Origin of the sequence: Streptomyces sp. H27-D2 (assembly GCF_035828615.1) — a bacterium.
Classification (GTDB): Bacteria; Actinomycetota; Actinomycetes; order Streptomycetales; family Streptomycetaceae; genus Streptomyces.
In genome coordinates, this window is record NZ_JAYMZR010000109.1 from 1 (window position 1) to 21,808 (window position 21,808).

Sequence of the window (21,808 nt, forward strand, 5' to 3'; positions counted from 1 at the left end):
ATGGCGGGTAACGCCCACGGACACACCCCGGCCGCCTGGACCGGTGTCACCATCGCGTTCATCGGTTTCTGCATCTCCGGAGCCTTCACGGTGATGGCGCAGCCGCTCGGCTTCGCAGCCGGCATCGTGGTCATACTGCTCGCCGGCGTCGTCGGCCTGGTGATGCGCGCCGCGGGCCTGGGCCAGGAGAAGCCGGCGTCGAAGACCGCGGCGCCGCAGTCCCAGGGACAGCCGCAGCCGCAGCACTGACCCACGACCCGGTCGGCACGCACGCACGCACACTTCGCGAAGGCGCGGCCCGGAGCCCGTACGGCGGTACGTACGGGGCTCCGAGGCTGCGCCTTCGCGCGTACGGCGGGAGAATCGGCGGGGTGGATGTGGAAGTAGAACCCGCGGCAGGCCGGGAGCCGCCCGGCCGTGGGCCGCAAGGCCACCGGCCCGTGCGCCTGGAGTCCGCGAGCCTGGAGTCCGCGAGCCTGGAGTCCGCGAGCCTGGAGCCTGCGCGCCCGGAGCCCGCGCGCCCGGAGCCCTCGCGCCCGGAGTCCGCGTGCCCGGAGCCTCCACGCCTGGAGCCCCCACGCCCGGAGCCTTCCGCTGGAGACCCGCCCCGCTGGGGCGGCCCGCCCGCCCGTTCCGTGCCCGCCGACACGCCGCCCCCTGCCTCACGGCTGCGCCGGGCGGCGGAACCGCTGGGGCTGCTCGTCGGGGCCGTCGCGGCCTTCGGCTACGTCGGGGCCGTCGACCCCAACCAGCCCGGTCACTACCCGGTCTGCCCGCTGCTGGCAGCCACCGGAGTGTTCTGCCCCGGCTGCGGCGGGCTGCGCAGCGCGCACGCCGTCGCCCACGGCGACCTGGCCACCGCGCTGGGGGCCAACGCCCTGGCCGTGGCGGGCTATGCGGCCTTCGCGCTCTTCCTCGCGCTCTGGCTCGTACGGGCCCTGCGGCCGACGCCCGCAGGGGCCGCCACGGGCCGCGGCCGGGCTCCCGGAGCAAGGCCGCGCCCCGCGTGCCTGTGGCTGCTGGGCGCGCTGGTGCTCGCCTTCACAGTCGTCCGGAATCTGCCGTTCGGCTCCGGGCTGACGCCATGACGCGGACTGGAAGACGGCGGGAAATGTCCAGGTTGTGGGACTGCGGGCGGCCGGATGCGAGACCTTCGCCTTCCGGCGGATATCATTGGGTGGCCGATAACGGCACTGCTCGACCAAGCGGTGCTCGACCGACGAGAGTGCCCGGCCCACGACAGTGCTAGACGAAGGCAGTGTTCGATGAAGGAAGCGTCCGACGGCCCCCCGGCAGCGGACGCCGCCCATCGGGACCGGCCGACCGACCCACCACCATCGCAGAAGGAGGCCGCTCGCGTGAGTGTGCTCGACGAGATCATCGACGGAGTCCGCGCCGACCTCGCCGAGCGGCAGGCGCGAGTGAGCCTCGACGAGCTCAAGGAGCTCGCGGCCAAGGCCCCCGCGGCGAAGGACGGAGTCGCCGCGCTGCGCGGCGACAGCGTCACCGTCATCTGCGAGGTCAAGCGCTCCAGCCCCTCGAAGGGCGCCCTCGCCGCGATCGCCGACCCCGCCGCGCTCGCCGCCGACTACGAGGCGGGCGGCGCGGCCGTCATCAGCGTGCTCACCGAGCAGCGCCGCTTCGGCGGCTCGCTCGCCGACCTGGAGGCCGTCCGCGCCAAGGTCGACATCCCGGTGCTGCGCAAGGACTTCATCGTCACCTCCTACCAGCTGTGGGAGGCGCGCGCCTACGGCGCCGACCTGGTGCTGCTGATCGTCGCGGCGCTCGACCAGGAAGCGCTGGTCTCGCTCGTCGAGCGCGCCACCTCGATCGGGCTGACTCCGATCGTCGAGGTGCACGACGAGGACGAGGTCGAGCGCGCGGTGGCCGCCGGAGCGAAGATCATCGGCGTCAACGCGCGGAACCTCAAGACCCTTGAGGTGGACCGCGGCAACTTCGGCCGGATCGCCCCGGAGATCCCGGACCACATCGTCAAGATCGCCGAGTCGGGCGTGCGCGGCCCGCACGACCTGATCGCGTACGCCAACGAGGGCGCGGACGCCGTCCTGGTCGGCGAGTCGCTGGTCACCGGCAAGAACCCGAAGGCCGCCGTCGCCGATCTGGTCGCCGCGGGCTCGCACCCGGCGATCCGGCACGGCCGGAGCTGACCTCTCCCATGACGGCCCGTCGCACCCGCCGCCCGGAGCCGAGTACGCACTCGGCTCCCGTCGGCGTGCCCGCGACCGGCCTGCCCGCCCGCGATCCGTACGCCCCGCTGCGCCGCGGCTGCCGCCCGCGCGGCTGCCGCGCCCCCGCGCGCCGGGTGCACGGCCGCCGGGTGCGCTACGTCATCGGCGGCGAGCCCGGCCAGGTCAACGGGATGCGATGGCCCCGCCCCGACGCGACCGCCGACCGCCCGCGCGGCCGCGCCCGCGCCTAGTGCCCCTCCCGGCAAGCTCCGCCCCGTCGCGGGCAGACATCGCCTGGTCGCGGCACGAGCCGTTTTCGAACGGACTGGCGCCCATGCCCGGTTCTCCGTACGCACGGGCCAGGCCAGGCGCGCAACGAGCCGCCCAGGGGCGCCGCTCCCGAGCCGTCCGCGGGGCGGGGCGGGACCCGCGTGCGCCACGCGCGGTCCGAGGCCGCCGGTTGCCGCCCGTCGGCGTCCGCTCGCGCATACCGTGCAGTTCACCTACCGAGTCACCTATCGAGACTTCCGGGGCGAAAGCCCCTGTTGAGGAGTACGCCGGATGTCCTCTGACTTCTTCATTCCGGACCCTGAGGGTCACATCCCCACCGCCGCGGGCTACTTCGGCGCGTTCGGTGGCAAGTTCATTCCTGAGGCGCTGGTCGCCGCGGTCGACGAAGTAGCCGTCGAGTACGACAAGGCCAAGTCCGACCCGGCGTTCATCGCCGAGTTGAACGAGCTGATGGCCAACTACACCGGCCGCCCGAGCGCGCTCACCGAGGTGAGCCGGTTCGCCGAACACGCGGGCGGCGCGCGGGTCTTCCTCAAGCGCGAAGACCTCAACCACACCGGCTCGCACAAGATCAACAACGTGCTGGGCCAAGCGCTGCTCACCAAGCGGATGGGCAAGACGCGGGTCATCGCCGAGACCGGCGCGGGCCAGCACGGCGTGGCCACCGCGACCGCCTGCGCCCTGTTCGGCCTCGAGTGCACCATCTACATGGGCGAGATCGACACCGAGCGGCAGGCGCTGAACGTCGCCCGGATGCGGATGCTGGGCGCCGAGGTCATCGCGGTGAAGTCCGGCAGCCGCACGCTCAAGGACGCCATCAACGAGGCGTTCCGCGACTGGGTCGCCAATGTGGACCGTACGCACTACCTGTTCGGGACGGTCGCCGGACCGCACCCGTTCCCCGCCATGGTCCGCGACTTCCACCGGGTGATCGGCGTCGAGGCGCGCCGCCAGCTGCTGGAGCGCACCGGGCGGCTGCCGGACGCGGCCGTCGCGTGTGTGGGCGGCGGCTCGAACGCCATCGGGCTCTTCCACGCCTTCCTCGCGGACCCGGACGTCCGGCTGATCGGCTGCGAGCCCGCGGGGCACGGTCTGACCACCGGGGAGCACGCGGCCACCCTCAGCATGGGCGAGCCGGGCATCCTGCACGGCTCCCGCTCCTACGTCCTCCAGGACGACGAGGGCCAGATCATCGAGCCGTACTCGATCTCCGCGGGGCTCGACTACCCGGGCGTCGGCCCGGAGCACGCCTACCTCAAGGACGCGGGCCGGGCCGAGTACCGCTCGGTCACCGACGAGGAGGCGATGCTCGCGCTGCGGCTGCTGTCGCGGAGCGAGGGCATCATCCCCGCGATCGAGAGCGCGCACGCGCTCGCCGGGGCGCTCACGCTGGGCCGCGAGCTGGGCCCCGAGGCGCTGCTGCTGGTGAACCTCTCGGGGCGCGGCGACAAGGACATGGACACCGCGGCCCGCTACTTCGGGCTGTACGAGGCCGGCACCAACGGCAGTGTGGGAGACACCAAGTGAGCGGCCGAATCGAGCTGTTGAACGCCACGCTGGCCAAGGCGAAGGCCGAGAACCGGGCCGCGCTGGTCAGCTATCTGCCGGCCGGCTTCCCGACCGTCGACGGTGGCATCGCGGCCGCCGTCGCGGTGCTGGAGAGCGGCGCCGACATCGTCGAGATCGGGCTGCCGCACAGCGACCCGGTCCTCGACGGCCCGGTCATCCAGACCGCCGACGACATCGCGCTGCGCGGCGGGGTGCGGATCAAGGACGTGATCCGCACGGTCCGCGAGACGCACGCCGCGACGGGCGCGCCGGTACTCGTGATGACGTACTGGAACCCGGTCGACCGGTACGGCGCCGAGCGGTTCGCCGCGGAGCTGGCCGAGGCCGGGGGAGCGGGCTGCATCCTGCCCGACCTGCCGGTCGAGGAATCCGAGCTGTGGCGCAAGGCCGCCGATCAGCACGGCCTGGCCACCGTCTTCGTGGTCGCGCCGAGCAGCCGCGACGAGCGGCTCGCGACCATCACCGCGGTGGGATCGGGCTTCGTCTACGCGGCCTCGCTGATGGGCGTCACCGGGACCCGGGTGAGCGTCGGCGAACAGGCGGCCGACCTGGTGCGGCGGACCCGCGCGACGACCGACCTCCCGGTCTGCGTCGGACTGGGCGTCTCCAACGCCGAACAGGCCGCGGAGGTCGCGCGATTCGCGGACGGGGTCATCGTCGGCTCGGCGTTCGTCAAGCTGCTGCTGGACGCGCCGGACCTGGAGACCGGGCTGGCGCGGGTCCGTACGCTCACCGCCGGGCTGGCCGAGGGCGTGCGCTCGCGCGCGTAACGGGTGGCCGGGGTTAATCCCCCGTACGGGGGAAAATCGAGGCGGAGGGGCGCGGTCACACCCCTCCGCCTCGTTGTGCGAGGGCGTGAGCAAGAAGAATCGAGAAGGACAGCGCAGCGCCCGCGAGCGGCTGCACGAACAGCGCGAGAACGAGAAGGCGCGCGAGCGCCGCAAGAGGACGATGGCGGTCGCCGCGGGGGTGGTCGTCGTGCTCGCGGTCGCGGGCGGGGTGGGCCTGCTGGTGAAGCAGCGGGACAGCGGCGGCGGTGACGACAACAAGAAGAAACCGCTGGCGACCCCCAAGGGAGCCGTCGGCGCGAAGAAGACGGTGATCCCGGTCGGCGCGAGCGACGCCCCGTCCACCCTCACGGTCTACGAGGACTTCCGCTGCCCGGCCTGCGCCCAGTTCGAGTCGGGCTTCCGCACCGTGATCCGGAAGCTGGAGGACGAGGGCGCGCTCAGGACCGAGTACCACCTCGCGACGCTGATCGACGGGAACATGAGCGGCAGCGGCTCGCTCAAGGCGGCCAACGCGGCGGCCTGTTCACAGCAGGCGGGCAAGTTCCGCGACTACCACGACGTGCTCTACAGCAATCAGCCCGAGGAGGCGGACGACAAGTTCGCCGGCAGCGCGCACCTGCTGGACCTGGCGGACAAGGTCGGCGGCCTCAGGACCGACGCCTTCGACAAGTGCGTCGAGGACGGGACGTACGAAACCTGGGTGGAGAAGTCCAACAAAGAGTTCCAGGACTCCGGCAACCAGGGCACCCCGGCGGTCCTGCTCAACGGCAAGAACATCTACAACGACCAGAGCAACCCGCTCACCCCGGCCAAACTCAAGAAGCTCGTCGAGGACGCGAACAGGGGCAAAAAGCCCGGGAGCGCCCCGCCGCTCGCCGCCTCCTGACGCTCGCCGCGGCGTCGGCGTTACGCAGCCGTTGCCGGGTGGGTTGCCGCACTCCCCACCCGGCGCGGTAGCGTCATGCCTGCCATGGAACTCGCTTATATTCCCAGCCCGTCATCCGGGGTCCTCTACCTCGGTCCGCTCCCGCTGCGCGGCTACGCGTTCTGCATCATCATCGGCGTCTTCGTCGCGGTCTGGCTCGGCAACCGCCGCTGGATCGCCCGCGGCGGCAGAGCCGGGACGGTGGCGGACATCGCCGTCTGGGCGGTGCCGTTCGGACTCGTCGGCGGCCGCCTCTATCACGTGATCACCGATTACCAGCTGTACTTCGGCGACGGTAAGGACTGGGTCGACGCGTTCAAGATCTGGGAGGGCGGCCTCGGTATCTGGGGCGCTGTCGCGCTCGGCGCGGTCGGCGCCTGGATCGGCTGCCGCCGCCGGGGCATCCCGCTGCCCGCCTGGGCCGACACGCTGGCCCCGGGCCTGGTGATCGCCCAGGCGATCGGCCGCTGGGGCAACTGGTTCAACCAGGAGCTGTACGGCAAGGCCACCGACCTGCCGTGGGCGCTGAAGATCAGCGCGGACGCGAGCATCGGCCGCGAGGCCGGCACGTACCACCCGACCTTCCTGTACGAGTCGCTGTGGTGCCTCGGCGTCGCGCTGCTGGTGATCTGGGCGGACCGGCGCTTCACCCTCGGACACGGGCGGGCCTTCGCGCTGTACGTCGCCGCGTACACGGTCGGGCGCTTCTGGATCGAGTACATGCGCATCGACGACGCGCACCACTTCCTCGGGCTCCGGCTCAACGGCTGGACCTCGATCGTGGTCTTCCTCGGCGCGGTCGTCTACATGGTGATCTCCGCGAGGCTGCGCCCCGGCCGGGAGGCCGTGGTCGAACCGAACGCGGTCGAGGACGACGAGGCGGACGGCGCGAGCGACGCTACGACGGACGACGCGACCGGCGACGCGCCCGTGAAGCTCGGCAAGGACGAGCCGGCGGACAAGAGCGAGCCGACCGGCACGAACACCGCCGACCAGCCGGCTGACGACCAGCCGACCGCCGAGGCGAGCGGAGCGGAACCCACCAAGAAGTCCTGAACGCGACGCCTCATAGCGTCGCCCGCCGACGGCCGCCCCTGATTTCGGGGCGGCCGTCGGCGTTTGTGCAGGTCAGCGAGGTAAGTACGGCCTGGCTTGCTGGCGGCGACAAGGAATTCGTGCGTATCTTCGAATCGTTGGGGACCAGGGCAGCAGCCCACGGCCCCTCGGGGAGAGGAACACCTGCTCAGATGTCCGTCATCCAGGCCGCGGCACCGCCGCACATAGCCCACCGCGACAACCACACCCACCGTGACGTCAACGGTGGCTGGCTGCGCCCCGCGGTGTTCGGCGCCATGGACGGACTCGTGTCGAACGTCGCGCTGATGACCGGTGTCGCCGGTGGCGCCGCCGCCACCCAGACCATCGTGATCACCGGCCTCGCCGGTCTCGCGGCCGGCGCGTTCTCGATGGCGGCCGGTGAGTACACCTCGGTCGCCTCGCAGCGCGAGCTGGTCGAGGCCGAGCTGGAGATCGAGCGGCGCGAGCTGCGCAAGCACCCCGCGGACGAGCTGGAGGAGCTGGCCGCGCTGTACGAGTCGCGCGGCGTCGAGGCGGGGCTCGCGCGCGAGGTGGCCGGGCAGCTCTCCAAGGACCCGGAGCAGGCGCTGGAGATCCACGCCCGCGAGGAGCTGGGCATCGACCCGTCCGACCTGCCCTCGCCGCTGGTCGCGGCGGTGTCCTCGTTCGGTTCCTTCGCGCTGGGCGCGCTGCTGCCGCTGCTGCCCTATCTGCTCGGCGCCACGGAGCTGTGGCCCTCGGTGCTGCTCGCGCTGCTGGGGCTGTTCGGCTGCGGGGCCGTGGTGGCGCGGGTGACCGCCCGCTCCTGGTGGTACGGCGGACTGCGGCAGCTCGCGCTGGGCGGGGCGGCCGCGGGTGTGACATACGTCCTCGGCATCGCCATCGGTACCACCGTAGGCTGAGGTCTTATGCGGCGAGCCGCATAATCAGCACGTTACCCGGCGGTTTCAAGGCACTGACCGCCGGGCATGACACTCAGGCGCCGCGGGCAATGAGGCCTGCGTCGCGCTGCGACAACGGTGGTCGATTCGCCCCTTTGGCTCCACACTCGCACCCTATGCCTGTTGTCCACATTCTGGAATGAAGTATCCGCTGGTTGAGAAGCGGGCCATCATGTAACCTGCACGAAATTCGCAGAGGGCCAGAGTCGTCCCTCGGCAGTCACCAATGCCACGACGACGACGGGAGAGCCGATGCGTTCTGCGCACCCCCAGTCCGCGCTTTCCGCGACCAGCAGCGCCAGCGCCTGGTCGCCCATGGACGGGCGCCCCGCCCCGCAGGGGATGTACGACCCTCGCAACGAGCACGACGCCTGTGGCGTCGGATTCGTCGCGACCCTCACCGGCGAGGCGAGCCACGCGCTCGTCGAACAGGCTCTCACCGTCCTGCGGAATCTCGAACACCGCGGCGCGACCGGATCCGAGCCCGACTCCGGCGACGGAGCGGGCATCCTGCTCCAGGTCCCGGACGCCTTCCTGCGCGACTCGGTCGGCTTCGAGCTGCCCGCCGCCGGGGCGTACGCGGTCGGCATCGCCTTCCTGCCCGCGGGTGAGACCGAGGCCGCCGCCGCCGTCTCGCGCATCGAGACGATCGCCGCCGAAGAGGGCCTGACCGTCCTCGGCTGGCGCGAGGTCCCGGTCGCCCCCGAACTGCTCGGCAACGGCGCCCGCGCCACCATGCCCGCGTTCGCACAGATCTTCGTCAGCGACGAGCGGTCCAAGAGCGGCGTGAGCGGCGTCGAGCTGGACCGCACCGCCTTCGTCCTGCGCAAGCGCGCGGAGCACGAGGCGGGCGTCTACTTCCCGTCGCTGTCGGCGCGGACCATCGTCTACAAGGGCATGCTGACCACCGGACAGCTGGAGCCCTTCTTCCCCGACCTGTCCGACCGCCGCTTCGCGACCGCCATCGCGCTGGTCCACTCGCGGTTCTCCACCAACACCTTCCCCAGCTGGCCGCTCGCCCACCCGTACCGCTTCGTCGCGCACAACGGCGAGATCAACACGGTCAAGGGCAACCGCAACTGGATGCAGGCGCGTGAGTCGCAGCTCGCCTCCGAGCTGTTCGGTCCGGACAAGCTGGAGCGGATCTTCCCGGTCTGCACCCCCGACGCCTCCGACTCCGCCTCCTTCGACGAGGTGCTGGAACTGCTGCACCTCGGCGGCCGGTCGCTGCCGCACAGCGTGCTGATGATGATCCCCGAGGCGTGGGAGAACCACACCTCGATGGACTCCGCCCGCCGGGCTTTCTACCAGTACCACGCCACGATGATGGAGCCCTGGGACGGGCCCGCGTGCGTCACCTTCACCGACGGCGTCCAGGTCGGCGCGGTCCTCGACCGCAACGGCCTGCGCCCCGGCCGCTACTGGGTGACCGACGACGGCCTCGTCGTGCTCTCCTCCGAGGTCGGCGTCCTGGACATCGACCCCGCCAAGGTGGTCCGCAAGGGCCGGCTGCAGCCCGGCCGGATGTTCCTCGTCGACACCGCCGAGCACCGCATCATCGAGGACGACGAGATCAAGGCCCAGCTCGCCGCCGAGCAGCCGTACGGCGACTGGCTGGAGGCCGGGCTCGTCGAGCTCGCCGACCTGCCGGAGCGCGAGCACATCGTGCACACCCACGCCTCGGTCACCCGCCGCCAGCAGACCTTCGGCTACACCGAGGAAGAGCTGCGCGTGCTGCTCGCCCCGATGGCCAAGGCCGGCGCCGAGCCGATCGGCTCGATGGGCACCGACTCGCCGATCGCGGCGCTCTCCGAGCGCCCCCGGCTGCTCTTCGACTACTTCACCCAGCTCTTCGCCCAGGTCACCAACCCGCCGCTGGACGCCATCCGCGAGGAGCTCGTCACCTCGCTGTACTCCTCGCTCGGCCCGCAGGGCAACCTGCTGGACCCGACCGCGGCGTCCTGCCGCAGCGTCACGCTGCCCTTCCCGGTGATCGACAACGACGAACTCGCCAAGCTCATCCACGTCAACGCCGACGGCGACATGCCCGGCCTGACCGCGGCCACCCTCTCCGGCCTCTACCGGGTCAGCGGCGGCGGCGACGCCCTCGCCGCCCGGATCGCCGAGATCTGCGCCGAGGTCGACTCCGCGCTGGCGGACGGCGCGCGGATGATCGTGCTCAGCGACCGCCACTCGGACGCCGAGCTCGCCCCCATCCCCTCGCTGCTGCTCACCTCCGCGGTCCACCACCACCTCATCCGCACCAAGCAGCGCACCCAGGTGGGGCTGCTGGTCGAGGCCGGCGACGTCCGCGAGGTGCACCACGTCGCACTGCTCATCGGCTACGGGGCCGCGGCCGTCAACCCGTACCTCGCGATGGAATCCGTCGAGGACCTGGTCCGCGCCGGCACCTTCCTGCCCGGCATTGAGGCCGAGGCCGCGATGCGCAACCTCATCAAGGCGCTCGGCAAGGGCGTCCTGAAGGTGATGTCCAAGATGGGCATCTCGACGGTCGCCTCCTACCGCGGCGCGCAGGTCTTCGAGGCCGTCGGCCTGGACGACGACTTCGTCGAGACGTACTTCAACGGCACCGCCACCAAGATCGGCGGCGCGGGCCTGGAAGTCGTGGCCGACGAGGTCGCGGCCCGGCACGCCAAGGCGTACCCCGCCTCCGGCATCGCCCCGGCGCACCGCAACCTGGAGATCGGCGGCGAGTACCAGTGGCGCCGCGAGGGCGAGCCGCACCTGTTCGACCCGGACACCGTCTTCCGGCTCCAGCACTCCACCCGCGCCCGCCGCTACGACATCTTCAAGCAGTACACGGCCGGGGTGAACGAGCAGGCCCAGCGGCTGATGACGCTGCGCGGACTGTTCAGCTTCAAGGACGGCGTCCGGCCGCCGATCCCCATCGAGGAAGTCGAGCCGGTCAGCGAGATCGTCAAGCGCTTCTCCACCGGCGCGATGTCGTACGGCTCCATCTCCGGCGAGGCGCACGAGACCCTCGCCATCGCGATGAACCAGCTCGGCGGCAAGTCCAACACCGGCGAGGGCGGCGAGGACGCCGACCGGCTGTACGACCCGGCGCGGCGCTCCAGCATCAAGCAGGTCGCCTCCGGCCGCTTCGGCGTGACCAGCGAATACCTGGTCAACGCGGACGACATCCAGATCAAGATGGCGCAGGGCGCGAAGCCCGGCGAGGGCGGCCAGCTGCCCGGCCACAAGGTCTACCCGTGGGTCGCCAAGACCCGGCACTCCACCCCCGGCGTCGGCCTCATCTCGCCGCCGCCGCACCACGACATCTACTCGATCGAAGACCTCGCCCAGCTCATCCACGACCTGAAGAACGCCAACCCCAAGGCGCGCATTCACGTCAAGCTGGTCTCCGAGGTCGGCGTCGGCACCGTCGCCGCCGGCGTCTCCAAGGCGCACGCGGACGTCGTGCTGATCTCCGGCCACGACGGCGGCACCGGCGCGTCCCCGCTCACCTCGCTCAAGCACGCCGGCGGCCCCTGGGAGCTCGGCCTCGCCGAGACCCAGCAGACCCTGCTGCTCAACGGCCTGCGCGACCGCATCGTGGTGCAGACCGACGGCCAGCTCAAGACCGGCCGTGACGTCGTCATCGCCGCGCTGCTGGGCGCCGAGGAGTTCGGTTTCGCCACCGCTCCGCTGGTCGTCTCCGGCTGCGTGATGATGCGCGTCTGCCACCTGGACACCTGTCCGGTCGGCATCGCGACCCAGAACCCGGTGCTGCGCGAGCGGTTCAGCGGCAAGGCCGAGTACATCGTCAACTTCTTCCAGTTCATCGCCGAAGAGGTCCGCGAACTCCTCGCCGAGCTGGGCTTCCGCACCCTCGAAGAGGCCGTCGGCCGCGCCGAGGTGCTCAACACCGGCAAGGCCGTCAAGCACTGGAAGGCGCGCGGCCTGGACCTGGAACCGCTGCTGCACGTCCCCGAGCTGCCCGCCGACGCGGTCCGCCACCAGGTCGTCGAGCAGGACCACGGCCTGGCGAAGGCGCTGGACAACGAGCTGATCAAGCTCGCCGCCGACGCGCTGTCCGCACCGAACGCGGAGGCCGCGCAGCCGGTCCGCGCGCAGATCGCGATCCGCAACATCAACCGGACCGTCGGCACCATGCTGGGCCACGAGGTGACCCGCAAGTTCGGCGGCGAGGGGCTGCCGGACGGCACCATCGACATCACCTTCACCGGCTCGGCCGGCCAGTCCTTCGGCGCGTTCCTGCCGCGCGGCGTGACGCTGCGGCTGGAGGGCGACTCCAACGACTACGTCGGCAAGGGCATCTCCGGCGGCCGGATCGTGGTCCGCCCCGACCGGCGCGCCGAACACCTCGCCGAGTACTCGACCATCGCCGGCAACACCATCGGCTACGGCGCCACCGGCGGCGAGGTCTTCCTGCGCGGCCGGGTCGGCGAGCGGTTCTGCGTCCGCAACTCCGGCGCGACCGTCGTCTCGGAGGGCGTCGGCGACCACGGCTGCGAGTACATGACCGGCGGCCGCGCCGTCGTGCTGGGCGAGACCGGGCGCAACTTCGCGGCCGGCATGTCCGGCGGCGTCGCGTACGTCATCGACCTCGACCCGGACAACGTCAACCCGGGCCTGGCCGACGCCGTCACCAGCCTCGACGCCGAGGACGCCCTGGGGCTGTACGACGTCGTGCAGCGCCACCACGAGGAGACCGGCTCGACCGTCGCCGAGAAGCTGCTCGCCGACTGGGAGAACGCCGTCGCCCGCTTCAGCAAGGTCATCCCGACCACCTACAAGGCCGTACTCGCCGCCAAGGACGCCGCCGAGCTCGCCGGACTCTCCGAGTCCGAGACCACCGAGAAGATGATGGAGGCGGCGACCAATGGCTGACCCCAAGGGCTTTTTGACCACGGACCGCGAGGTCGCCCGGACCCGCCCCGTCGGTGAGCGCGTCCAGGACTGGAACGAGGTCTACGTCCCCGGCTCGCTGCTGCCGATCATCAGCAAGCAGGCCGGCCGCTGCATGGACTGCGGCATCCCGTTCTGCCACAGCGGCTGTCCGCTGGGCAACCTCATCCCCGAGTGGAACGACTACGCGTACCGCGGGGACTGGACGGCCGCCAGCGAGCGGCTGCACGCGACCAACAACTTCCCGGAGTTCACCGGGCGGCTGTGCCCCGCGCCCTGCGAGTCCGCGTGCGTGCTCGGCATCAACCAGCCGGCCGTCACCATCAAGAACGTCGAAGTCACCATCATCGACAAGGCGTGGGACAGCGGAGACGTCACCCCGCAGCCCCCCGAGCGGCTCAGCGGCAAGACCGTCGCCGTCATCGGCTCGGGCCCGGCCGGTCTGGCCGCCGCCCAGCAGCTGACCCGGGCCGGCCACACGGTCGTGGTCTACGAGCGCGCCGACCGCATCGGCGGCCTGCTGCGCTACGGCATCCCCGAGTTCAAGATGGAGAAGGTGCACATCAACCGCCGCATCGAGCAGATGCGCGCGGAGGGCACCAAGTTCCGCACGGAGACCGAGATCGGCCGGGACATAGACGCCGCGAAGCTGCGCCGGCGCTACGACGCGGTGGTCATCGCGGCCGGCTCCACCACCTCGCGCGACCTGCCGGTGCCCGGCCGTGGGCTGAACGGCATCCACCAGGCGATGGAGTACCTGCCGCTGTCCAACAAGGTGCAGGAGGGCGACTTCGTCAGCCCGCCGATCACCGCCGAGGGCAAGCACGTCGTCGTCATCGGCGGCGGCGACACCGGCGCGGACTGCGTGGGCACCGCCCACCGCCAGGGCGCGGCCTCGGTGACCCAGCTGGAGATCATGGGCAAGCCCGGCGACGAGCGCGCCGAGAACCAGCCGTGGCCGACCTTCCCGATGCTCTACAAGGTCACCTCGGCCCACGAGGAGGGCGGCGAGCGGATCTACTCCGTCTCGACCACCCACTTCGAGGGCGACGAGGACGGCAACGTCCAGTCGCTGCACCTGATCGAGGTGGAGTTCAAGGACGGCAAGCTGGAGCAGCAGCCCGGCACCGAGCGGACGATCCGGGCGCAGCTGGTCACCCTCGCGATGGGCTTCACCGGGACGGACCAGCAGAACGGCCTGGTCGAGCAGTTCGGCCTGACGCTCGACGCCCGCGGCAATGTCGCGCGCGACGACGACTACGCGACCAACGTCGACGGCGTGTACGTCGCCGGTGACGCGGGCCGCGGCCAGTCGCTGATCGTGTGGGCCATCGCCGAGGGCCGCTCCGCGGCTCGCGGGGTGGACCGCTTCCTGACCGGGGTCAGCGAGCTGCCGGCCCCGATCCGGCCGACCGATCGTTCACTGACGGTCTGACTGCAGCCTGACTCGGCCTGAACCCGGTCCAGCCTGACTCGGTCCGGCCGGACCCATGAACTGTCCCGTACAACGGCGTGCGGAACACGGATGCGGCGCTTGCCCCCTACCCGACCAGGGGGCGAGCGCCGCCTCTACTTCCCCGGCGGGCAAATAGGGCAATTAGGTGAAATAGTGCCCGCATGACGGATCTCGCACCCAAGGACACCACCGACTTCGACGACGCCGACCGGGGCTTTTTGGGGCCGCTGAAGCCCGCCCTGGTCACCGGCGAGGACGGGCGAGCCGTCTGGGACGCCGACGCGTACGCCTTCCTGACAGGACCCTGCCCCGACACCGCGGACCCGCGCCTGTGGCGGCAGGGACAGCTGGTCGCGAAGCAGGGCCTGTACGAGGTCGCCGAGGGCATCTACCAGGTCCGCAACCTGGACGTCTCCAACATGACCCTCGTCGAGGGCGACCGGGGCGTCATCGTCATCGATCCGCTGCTCTCCGCCGAGACCGCGGCGGCCGGCCTGCGGCTCTACCGCGCGCACCGCGGCAAGCGCCCGGTCAGCGGCCTCGTCTACTCGCACGCGCACGGCGGCCACTACGGCGGCGCGCGGGGCGTGCTGCCGCACGGCCACGAGCCGGTGCCGATCCTGGCCCCGGCCGGCTTCATGGAGCGCGCGGCCGCCGAGAACGTCTACGCGGGCGGCGCGATGACCCGCCGCGCGCGCTATATGTACGGCACGCAGCTGCCCAAAGGGCCGGCCGGACAGATCGGCTGCGGCCCCGGCACCACGAGCTCCACCGGCACCGTCACCCTGATCCCGCCGACGGTCGACGTCACCCGCACAGGCCAACAGGAGACGGTCGACGGGATCCGCATCGTCTTCCAGCTCACCCCCGGCGCCGAGGCCCCCGCCGAGATGAACCTCTTCCTCCCCGAGCGCCGGGCCCTGTGCATGGCGGAGAGCGCCACCCACACCATGAACGCCGTACTGCCGCTGAGCGGCGCGGTGGTGCGGGACTCCCGGCTCTGGGCGCACCACATCGACGAGTCGCTCGCCCTTTTCGGCCACGACACCGACGTCGTCCTCGCCTCGCACCACTGGCCCACCTGGGGCAGGGAGCGGATCGCCGCCCTGCTGACCGGCCGGCGCGACCTCTACGCGTATCTGCACGACCAGACGCTGCGGCTGCTCAACCGGGGCCTGACCGGCGCCGAGATCGCCGAGCAGATCCAGCTCCCGCCGGGCCTGCGGAAAGTCTGGGCGGCCCGCGGCCACCAGGGCTCGCTCCAGCACAACGTCAAGGCGATCCACCAGCGCTACCTGGGCTGGTTCGACGGCAACCCCGCCCACCTCTGGGAGCACCCGCCGGTCGAGCAGGCCAAGCGCTACACCGACGCCATGGGCGGAGTCGCGGAGACGGTCGCCAAGGGCAAGGAGTACGCGGCCGCGGGCGACCTGCGCTTCGCCGCGACGCTGCTCAACCACGCCGTCTTCGCCGACCCGGACAACGCCGCGGCCCGGGAGGAGCTGGCCGCCGTCTACGACCGGCTCGGGCAGAGCAGCGAGAGCGGCACCTGGCGCAACGTCTACCTGACGGGCGCGCTGGAGCTGCGCGGCGAGGCCGCCGAGGCAGCGGCGGACACCGGCGATGGTGAGCTGGCGATGGCGCTGAGCGTCGACCGGATCATCGACTCGCTCGCCGTCCGGATCAACGGCCCCGAGGCCTGGCACACCGCGCTGACCATGGCCTGGCACCTCACCGACGAGCGCCGCGTCTGGCGGCTGACCCTGTCGAACGGTGCGCTGACGTACCGCAGCGCCCCGGACGCGAAAGGGCCCGGCCGCCGGGGCGGGCGGCCGGGGCCGCCGCCGGACCTGACGCTGACGCTCACCAAGCCGCAGCTGCTCGGCGTGCTCGCCGGGGACAGCCTGGAGGGCGTGGGGCAGCAGGGCGACCCGAAGGCGCTGGACCGGCTTGTCGCACTGCTCGACACCCCGGACCCGAACTTCGCGATCATCGAGCCCTGAAGCAGGGCCCGCCCCAGCCTCAGCCGAAGGCGGCCAGCGTCGCCGTGCTCGCCAGCACCGCGCCGACCGCGAGCACCGCGCCGGTGCCCATGAACGTCTTCAGCGAGACCCGGACATTCTGCGCGCGGCAGCGCTCGAACCACAGGAGGGTGGCCAGGGACGCCCACGGGGTGATGACCGGGCCGACGTTGCTCCCGACCAGCAGGGCGAGCAACTGCTCGTGGTTGCCGTCCGGCACCGCCGACTCCCCGGCCAGGTAGACCGGCAGGTTGTTCAGCACGTTCGACAGCCCCGCGCCCACCCCCGCCGCCCGGAGCATGCCCAGGAACCCGTCGTCCGAGCCCATCGCCGACGCCAGGAACCTGCCCAGCCCGTGCGCGTCGACCGTCTCCATCACCAGGAACATCCCCGGCACCAGGACCAGCAGCCGCCACGGCACCGGCGACAAGCTCAGCACGGAGCGGCGGCGCACCGCGAAGGCCGCCACGCACACCGCCGCCGCCGCTCCGGAGGCCAGCCACAGCGGGACGTCGGCCGTCAGCGTCGCCAGCAGGAACCCGGCGCAGGCCGACCCGCACAGCCGGAACAGCACCGGATCGGCTGGACGGTGGGCCGACGGCGGCGAGTAGGAGAGGGCGCCGCGCTTGCCCCGACGCCAGTAGAACAACCACAGACAGCCCATGGTCACCGCGATGGCGGCCAGTTGGGGTGCCCACATTTTCGCGGCCAGTCCGGCCGGGGAGAGCGCGACGCGGTCCGCGGCCAGCAGATTCGTCAGATTGGAGACGGGCAGCAGCAGGCTGGCCGTATTGGCGAGCCATACCGTCGTCATCGCGAGCGGCACCGGCGCGATGCCGACCCGTACGGCGAGCACGAGCATCACCGGCGTCAACAGGACGGCGGTGGTATCCAGATTGAGGGTGATCGTGGTGACGGAGGCGAACGCGACGCACAGCACGAAAAGCGCCGCGTAACTGCCCCGGCCGGCGCGCGATCCCCGTCGCGACCGTGTCGAACACCTCGGCGTCACTGGTCAGCCCGGCGAGAACGATCACTGTCACGAGGAACGCGAGCAGCGGCCCGATCCGCGTCATCGCGTCGCCGGCCGAGGCGGCGGGCAGCAGACCGGTGGCGAGAAACAGCAGGCCGCAGGCGAGGAGTCCACCGGCGAACCAGTCCAGACCATGGAGTTGCCTCAGGACGCGCACGGGAAAGGATCTCACGCGCGCGCAGACGGGCGGGGTCAGTCCCGGTCGGGCGCGAAGGCGGGAAGCCGGAGTCGGGACTCCGGCGGCGGGGCGCGGCGGCCCGGTGGTCACGGGCGCGGCGGCCCGGTGGTCACGGGCGGCTCGGGACGCCCGTGTGCCGGACGGAGCCGATGGTGGCTCACGCGTCCGGCGGGGGCATGCGGGGGTTGGTACGGGGCGTCCAGGGCGGCTGCCCAGGGCGGTGGTGCCGCTCCCGGGCGCTGCTGGGCGAGGTGCGGTGACCTCAGTAGGCCGAGTCGACCTTGTCGATGGATCCGTACCGGTCGGCCGCGTAATTGGCCGCGGCGGTCAGGTTGGCCACCGGGTCGGTCAGCTTATCCGGCGTGCCCGCGACGTGGTAGCTGTCGAAGGTCGGCTGAATCACCTGGAGCAGGCCCTTGGAGGGAATGCCGTTCTGGGCGTTGATGTCCCAGTCGTTGACCGCGTTCGGATTTCCGCCGGACTCACGAATGATGTTGCGGTGCAGTCCCTCGTAGCTGCCGGGAATTCCCTTGCTCTTCATGATGTCCAACGACTCCTTGATCCAGCCGTTGAGGTTGTTCGAGTACTTGCGGTCCGGCGCGGCGACGGGCTTGCGGTCCGTGGAACGGTTCGCAGCCGCCTTGTCGGTGTGCTGCTTGGCCGCGGTCTTGCCGGCGTACTGCTTGGCCGCCTCGGCAGCCTTGGCCGACTTGTCGGCCTTCTCCACGTCGGCCTGCTTCACGTCACTGCCGGACACGGATGCCTGTGCCACCAGGGCGGCCGGGCCGTCGGCGAGGTCAGCGTTGCCGGGCTTGGCCCCGGCGGGCTGACCGGGCTGTCCTGCCTGGACCGGGCCGGTCTCGGCGGCGGCCAGCGAGACCTTCTCGGCGCCGGCCGTGGTGGCTCCGCTGCCTGCCGGACCGTCGCCGGGGGTGGCGGAGAGGGCCAGTGCGCCGGTGCAGGCGGCGGCGGCGACGCCGATGGCGGTCATCTTCTGGACCTTGTTCGAGCGGAAAGAATTAAATGCAGCAGTGGTGGGCATGCGCATATGTGGGGAACCTCTTCCAGGCGATGATGTGAGCAGGGCTGCCGACTGCGATGGCGGCGTGTGAACCGAATGGCAGAACCCGTTCTCATGCGGTGCCGGGAAAAGCTGCTCGTATTCGGTGCTACTCGAATCATGGTTAACGCCCGGAGTATCAGCAGGCAAGGAAGCCCATTACTATCCGGATTCGTAGTGCGGGCCGAACGGCTCGGCGGCCGGGGCGGTGCCAGGCGGGTGAAATGCGACATTCCGTCCACTAAGCAGGGTCGGAAGTGATCTAAGTCCTGTGCCTGGGGTCACGCGATATGCCGATTCCGGGCCGTCTCCGGGCCGATTCCGGGCCGTCTCCGGGCCGTCTCCGGGCCAGACTTTCCCCGCACCCACGTGTCGTACGGATGTGACGCGTGGGGCGTCAGATACGTATGAGAAAGGCACCGCATGCAGCTGCACACCCGCGAATGGGGCACCGGCGACCGGATCGCGCTGCTCGTCCACGGCATCATGTCGGACCACCGCACCTGGCGGCGGGTCGGCCCCGCGCTGGCCGGCCGGGGATACCGGGTGATCGCGGTCGACCTGCGCGGACACGGGGAGAGCGGGCGCGGCGAGTACAGCGCGGAACTGTTCGCCGACGACCTGGCGGAGACCCTCCCAGCGGGCGCGGAGCTGGCACTCGGCCACTCGCTCGGCGGGATCGCGCTCGCGCTCGCGGTGGACCGGCTGCGGCCCCAGCGGGCCGTCTACTCCGACCCCGCCTGGCCGCTCGGGCGGGGCGAAGCGCCGGACCCCGCGCTGTTCGCGCAGTTCAAGGGGTGGACGCGGGCGACGATCAAGACCCTCAATCCGCGCTGGGAGGAGGCCGACGTCGATGTCGAGCTGGCCACCCTCGCCGCGTGGGACGCCGGCACCGCCGTCTCGCTGTCGGGGGCGGCGGCCTACGACAGGACACCGGACAAGCCGCTCGTGCCGTCCCTGGTGCAGGTCGCCGACCCCAGCTTCCTGATAACCGAGGAGATCAAGGGGGACCTGGCCGGCCGCGGCTTCGAGGTCCGTACGGTCAGCGGCGCCGGGCACACCATCCACCGCGACGACTTCGACGGCTTCATGGGGTCACTGGAGGGCTGGATCTGACCCGGGGCGCGGCGGCCTTCCGGCGCGGCGCGGCGAGCTGCGGGGCTGCGAGCTGTGGGGCAGCTGTGGCGAGGCGAGCTGCGGAGCGGGGCCAGGGGCGCCGCTCAGGTGTCGCAGTCCAGGACCGTGCGGCACAGCGCGCAGCGGGCCCGCATCCTGCCCTGCACCGGCACTCTGATCCGCTGGTGACAGGTCGGGCAAGGGAATGAGACGCGGAGCGGGGCGCGGCCCTCGAAGGCGTAGCCGCCGTCGGCCGACGGTGCGAGGGCGACCGCCGCTCCGCCGTCGCGCTGCGCGTTCTGAGCGGAGCGCCGCTCCTTGGCGTAGCGGCGGGGGCCGGCGCGGCCGGCCGCCGTGAGGGGTGGCTGCCGCTCATCGCGCAGGGCGCGGTCCCTGCCCTTGACGTACGCCTCGTAGGCCTGCGGGCTGGTGAACCAGATGGCCGGGTCCTCGCCGAACAGCTGCGCCCGCTTGGCGAGCACGTAGCCGAATTCCTCCGGGGTCAGATAGCCGAGCTTCTGGCTGCTGGTCGCGCTCTGCCGGTACGCGTCGAGCAGCAGCCAGCCCGCGCCGAGGTAGGCGGCGGCGGTGTCGGTGAGGATCTCGTTGTCGCGGGTGCCGGGGAAGGCGAGGCCGAGGCGGTGCAGATAGACGTGCGTCACCTCGTGCGCGAGGGCCGCGCCGATGTCCTCCCGGTGGGTCTTGAAGCGGGAGTTCAGCTCGATGAAGTACTCGGGCCCGGCGGCGAGTTCGACGTTGCCCGCGTGCAGCATGTCGCGGAAGCTGACGATCACGCGGGCGTCCGGCAGCCGGAGGTGCCGCACCATTGCCTTGGCCACCCGCTGCACGCCGAGATGCAGATCGTCGTGGTCCGCGAAGGCGACGTCGGCGGGGACCACGCTGGCCGAGAAGGTCTGCACGGTGTCGTAGGAGAGCCGTTTGTAGAGCGCGGTGACGGCCGCCCGCACGGTCTCTAGATGCGGAAAGCCGTGCACGACCTCGCTGCCCACTGCCACAGGGCAACTGTACGACTCGCCCCGGCTGTCCGGTACGTACCGGCCGCATAGCGGACAGTCCCGCCGATGGCCGGAGGGAACGGCGGAGGGGGTCGGGGAGGAGCCGCGGAGGGAATTATCGACTGGCCGGAATCAACCCCTTGCCGTGCCGATCACCGCCTCCACATAATCCAAGGGCGCTTTTGCGGGCTCACGCCTTCGGCTCCGGATGCCTTGCGGTGTCCTGCCGTCTTTCCGCGGACTTTTCCGGTTCGAGGGGGCGGCATCCGGAGTTCCGGTTGGCATGGGCCTGACATGTGTGCAGTAACCCCCCACGAGAGGAAGTCTGTTGAAGAACTACCTCAAGCACACCAAGAGAAGCTTCGCCGTCGGCGTCGTCGCGCTCGCCGCGTTCAGCCTCCAGCCCACCGCGCAGGCGCAGACCCCGGGCCCCCGGCCCGGCCCGAGCATCGTCGGCGGCGCCCCCGCCGCGCAGGGCGAATTCCCGTTCATGGTCCGGCTGTCGATGGGCTGCGGCGGCGCGCTCTACGCCAAGGACATCGTCCTCACCGCGGCGCACTGCGTGGACGGCAGCGGCCCGGCCACCGACATCACCGCCACCGGGGGAGTCGTCGACCTGGAGGACTCCAAGGCCGTCACCGCCGCCTCCACCGAAGTCCTCCAAGCCCCCGGCTACAACGGCAAGGGCAAGGACTGGGCGCTGATCAAGCTCGACAAGCCGCTCGACCTGCCGACGCTGAAGATCGCCGAGAACGACAAGCTCAACGAGGGCGACTTCGACATCGCCGGCTGGGGCGCCGACAAGGAGGGCGGCGAGCAGCAGCGCTACCTGCTCAAGGCGCAGGTCCCGTTCGTGGACGACGCGGCCTGCCAGGCGGCCTACGGCGACCAGCTCACACCCGGCGAGGAGATCTGCGCCGGATTCATGGACGAGGGCGGCACCGACACCTGCCAGGGCGACTCCGGCGGCCCGATGTTCCGCAAGGACTCCTACAACAAGTGGATACAGGTCGGCATAGTCAGCTGGGGCGACGGCTGCGCACGGCCCGGCAAGCCCGGCGTCTACACCGAGGTGAGCACCTTCGCCGCGGACATCAAGACCGCGGCCGCCGGACTCTGATCGCGGCCGAGCACGGCCGAGCAACGCTGCTCACGGCCGATCACGGCTGAGCGCAGCTGATACGGCCCGGCAGCGGAGCCTCGCGGCCGGCCACGACTGGGGTCCGTATGGACCCCGTATGGACCCCGTACACCC

Annotated in this window: 16 protein-coding genes and 1 pseudogene; 14 read left to right on the forward strand and 3 right to left on the reverse strand. The window is 71.4% G+C overall.

Annotation, left to right across the window (positions count from 1 at the left end; translation table 11 throughout):
• From QMK28_RS29205 to QMK28_RS29260, 12 genes are all read left to right on the forward strand, one after another.
• On the forward strand, positions 1–249 hold the full coding sequence (locus QMK28_RS29205) for an HGxxPAAW family protein (RefSeq protein WP_326442675.1): 249 nt from the start codon (positions 1–3) through the stop codon (positions 247–249).
• Between the two features lie 386 nt (positions 250–635).
• Positions 636–1,088 carry a DUF2752 domain-containing protein gene (locus QMK28_RS29210; RefSeq protein WP_326442676.1) on the forward strand — a complete coding sequence of 151 codons (453 nt, stop codon included), beginning with the start codon at positions 636–638 and terminating at the stop codon, positions 1,086–1,088.
• Between the two features lie 270 nt (positions 1,089–1,358).
• Positions 1,359–2,168 (forward strand): indole-3-glycerol phosphate synthase TrpC, encoded by an 810-nt coding sequence (trpC, locus tag QMK28_RS29215; RefSeq protein WP_326442677.1) that lies wholly within the window; start codon positions 1,359–1,361, stop codon positions 2,166–2,168.
• Positions 2,169–2,176: 8 nt separating this feature from the next.
• Positions 2,177–2,440 (forward strand): tryptophan biosynthesis modulator TrpM, encoded by a 264-nt coding sequence (trpM, locus tag QMK28_RS29220; protein WP_326442679.1) that lies wholly within the window; start codon positions 2,177–2,179, stop codon positions 2,438–2,440.
• Positions 2,441–2,750: 310 nt separating this feature from the next.
• Entirely contained in the window at positions 2,751–4,007 is a 1,257-nt protein-coding gene (gene trpB, locus QMK28_RS29225; RefSeq protein WP_326442681.1) for a tryptophan synthase subunit beta, read from the forward strand.
• Entirely contained in the window at positions 4,004–4,819 is an 816-nt protein-coding gene (gene trpA / locus QMK28_RS29230; RefSeq protein WP_326442682.1) for a tryptophan synthase subunit alpha, read from the forward strand. Before trpB ends, trpA begins: the two co-directional genes overlap by 4 nt.
• Before the next feature lie 85 nt (positions 4,820–4,904).
• On the forward strand, positions 4,905–5,726 hold the full coding sequence (locus QMK28_RS29235) for a DsbA family protein (protein ID WP_326442683.1): 822 nt from the start codon (positions 4,905–4,907) through the stop codon (positions 5,724–5,726).
• A gap of 84 nt (positions 5,727–5,810) precedes the next feature.
• The gene (gene lgt / locus QMK28_RS29240) at positions 5,811–6,821 is read left to right on the forward strand and encodes a prolipoprotein diacylglyceryl transferase (RefSeq protein ID WP_326442684.1); all 1,011 of its coding nucleotides are present in this window, start codon (positions 5,811–5,813) and stop codon (positions 6,819–6,821) included.
• 191 nt (positions 6,822–7,012) lie between these two features.
• Positions 7,013–7,744: a VIT1/CCC1 transporter family protein gene (locus tag QMK28_RS29245; RefSeq protein ID WP_326442685.1), complete on the forward strand. Its 732-nt coding sequence runs from the start codon at positions 7,013–7,015 to the stop codon at positions 7,742–7,744.
• A gap of 291 nt (positions 7,745–8,035) precedes the next feature.
• Positions 8,036–12,655, forward strand: coding sequence for a glutamate synthase large subunit (gene gltB, locus QMK28_RS29250; protein WP_443050863.1), 4,620 nt, complete (start codon positions 8,036–8,038; stop codon positions 12,653–12,655).
• Complete coding sequence (locus tag QMK28_RS29255) at positions 12,648–14,108, forward strand: glutamate synthase subunit beta (protein WP_326442686.1); 1,461 nt, start codon at positions 12,648–12,650, stop codon at positions 14,106–14,108. The genes gltB and QMK28_RS29255 overlap by 8 nt, the downstream gene beginning before the upstream one ends.
• Positions 14,109–14,290: 182 nt before the next feature.
• Positions 14,291–16,132: an alkyl/aryl-sulfatase gene (locus tag QMK28_RS29260; protein ID WP_326442687.1), complete on the forward strand. Its 1,842-nt coding sequence runs from the start codon at positions 14,291–14,293 to the stop codon at positions 16,130–16,132.
• A gap of 19 nt (positions 16,133–16,151) precedes the next feature.
• Here the strand turns inward: QMK28_RS29260 and QMK28_RS29265 are convergent.
• Both QMK28_RS29265 and QMK28_RS29270 read right to left on the reverse strand, forming a co-directional pair.
• Positions 16,152–17,313, reverse strand: a pseudogene (locus QMK28_RS29265) (SLC13 family permease).
• A 310-nt stretch (positions 17,314–17,623) separates the two neighbouring features.
• Positions 17,624–18,403, reverse strand: a complete 780-nt coding sequence (locus QMK28_RS29270; RefSeq protein WP_443050864.1) for a transglycosylase SLT domain-containing protein — start codon at positions 18,401–18,403, stop codon at positions 17,624–17,626.
• A 441-nt stretch (positions 18,404–18,844) separates the two neighbouring features.
• Here QMK28_RS29270 and QMK28_RS29275 point away from each other — a divergent pair, with 441 nt between their 5' ends.
• Complete coding sequence (locus QMK28_RS29275; protein ID WP_326442688.1) at positions 18,845–19,537, forward strand: alpha/beta fold hydrolase; 693 nt, start codon at positions 18,845–18,847, stop codon at positions 19,535–19,537.
• A gap of 104 nt (positions 19,538–19,641) precedes the next feature.
• Here the strand turns inward: QMK28_RS29275 and QMK28_RS29280 are convergent, their stop codons facing one another.
• Complete coding sequence (locus tag QMK28_RS29280; protein ID WP_326442689.1) at positions 19,642–20,553, reverse strand: hypothetical protein; 912 nt, start codon at positions 20,551–20,553, stop codon at positions 19,642–19,644.
• A 328-nt stretch (positions 20,554–20,881) separates the two neighbouring features.
• Between QMK28_RS29280 and QMK28_RS29285 the strand changes: the two genes are divergently transcribed.
• Entirely contained in the window at positions 20,882–21,673 is a 792-nt protein-coding gene (locus tag QMK28_RS29285) for a S1 family peptidase (protein ID WP_326442690.1), read from the forward strand.
• Positions 21,674–21,808: the final 135 nt, after the last annotated feature.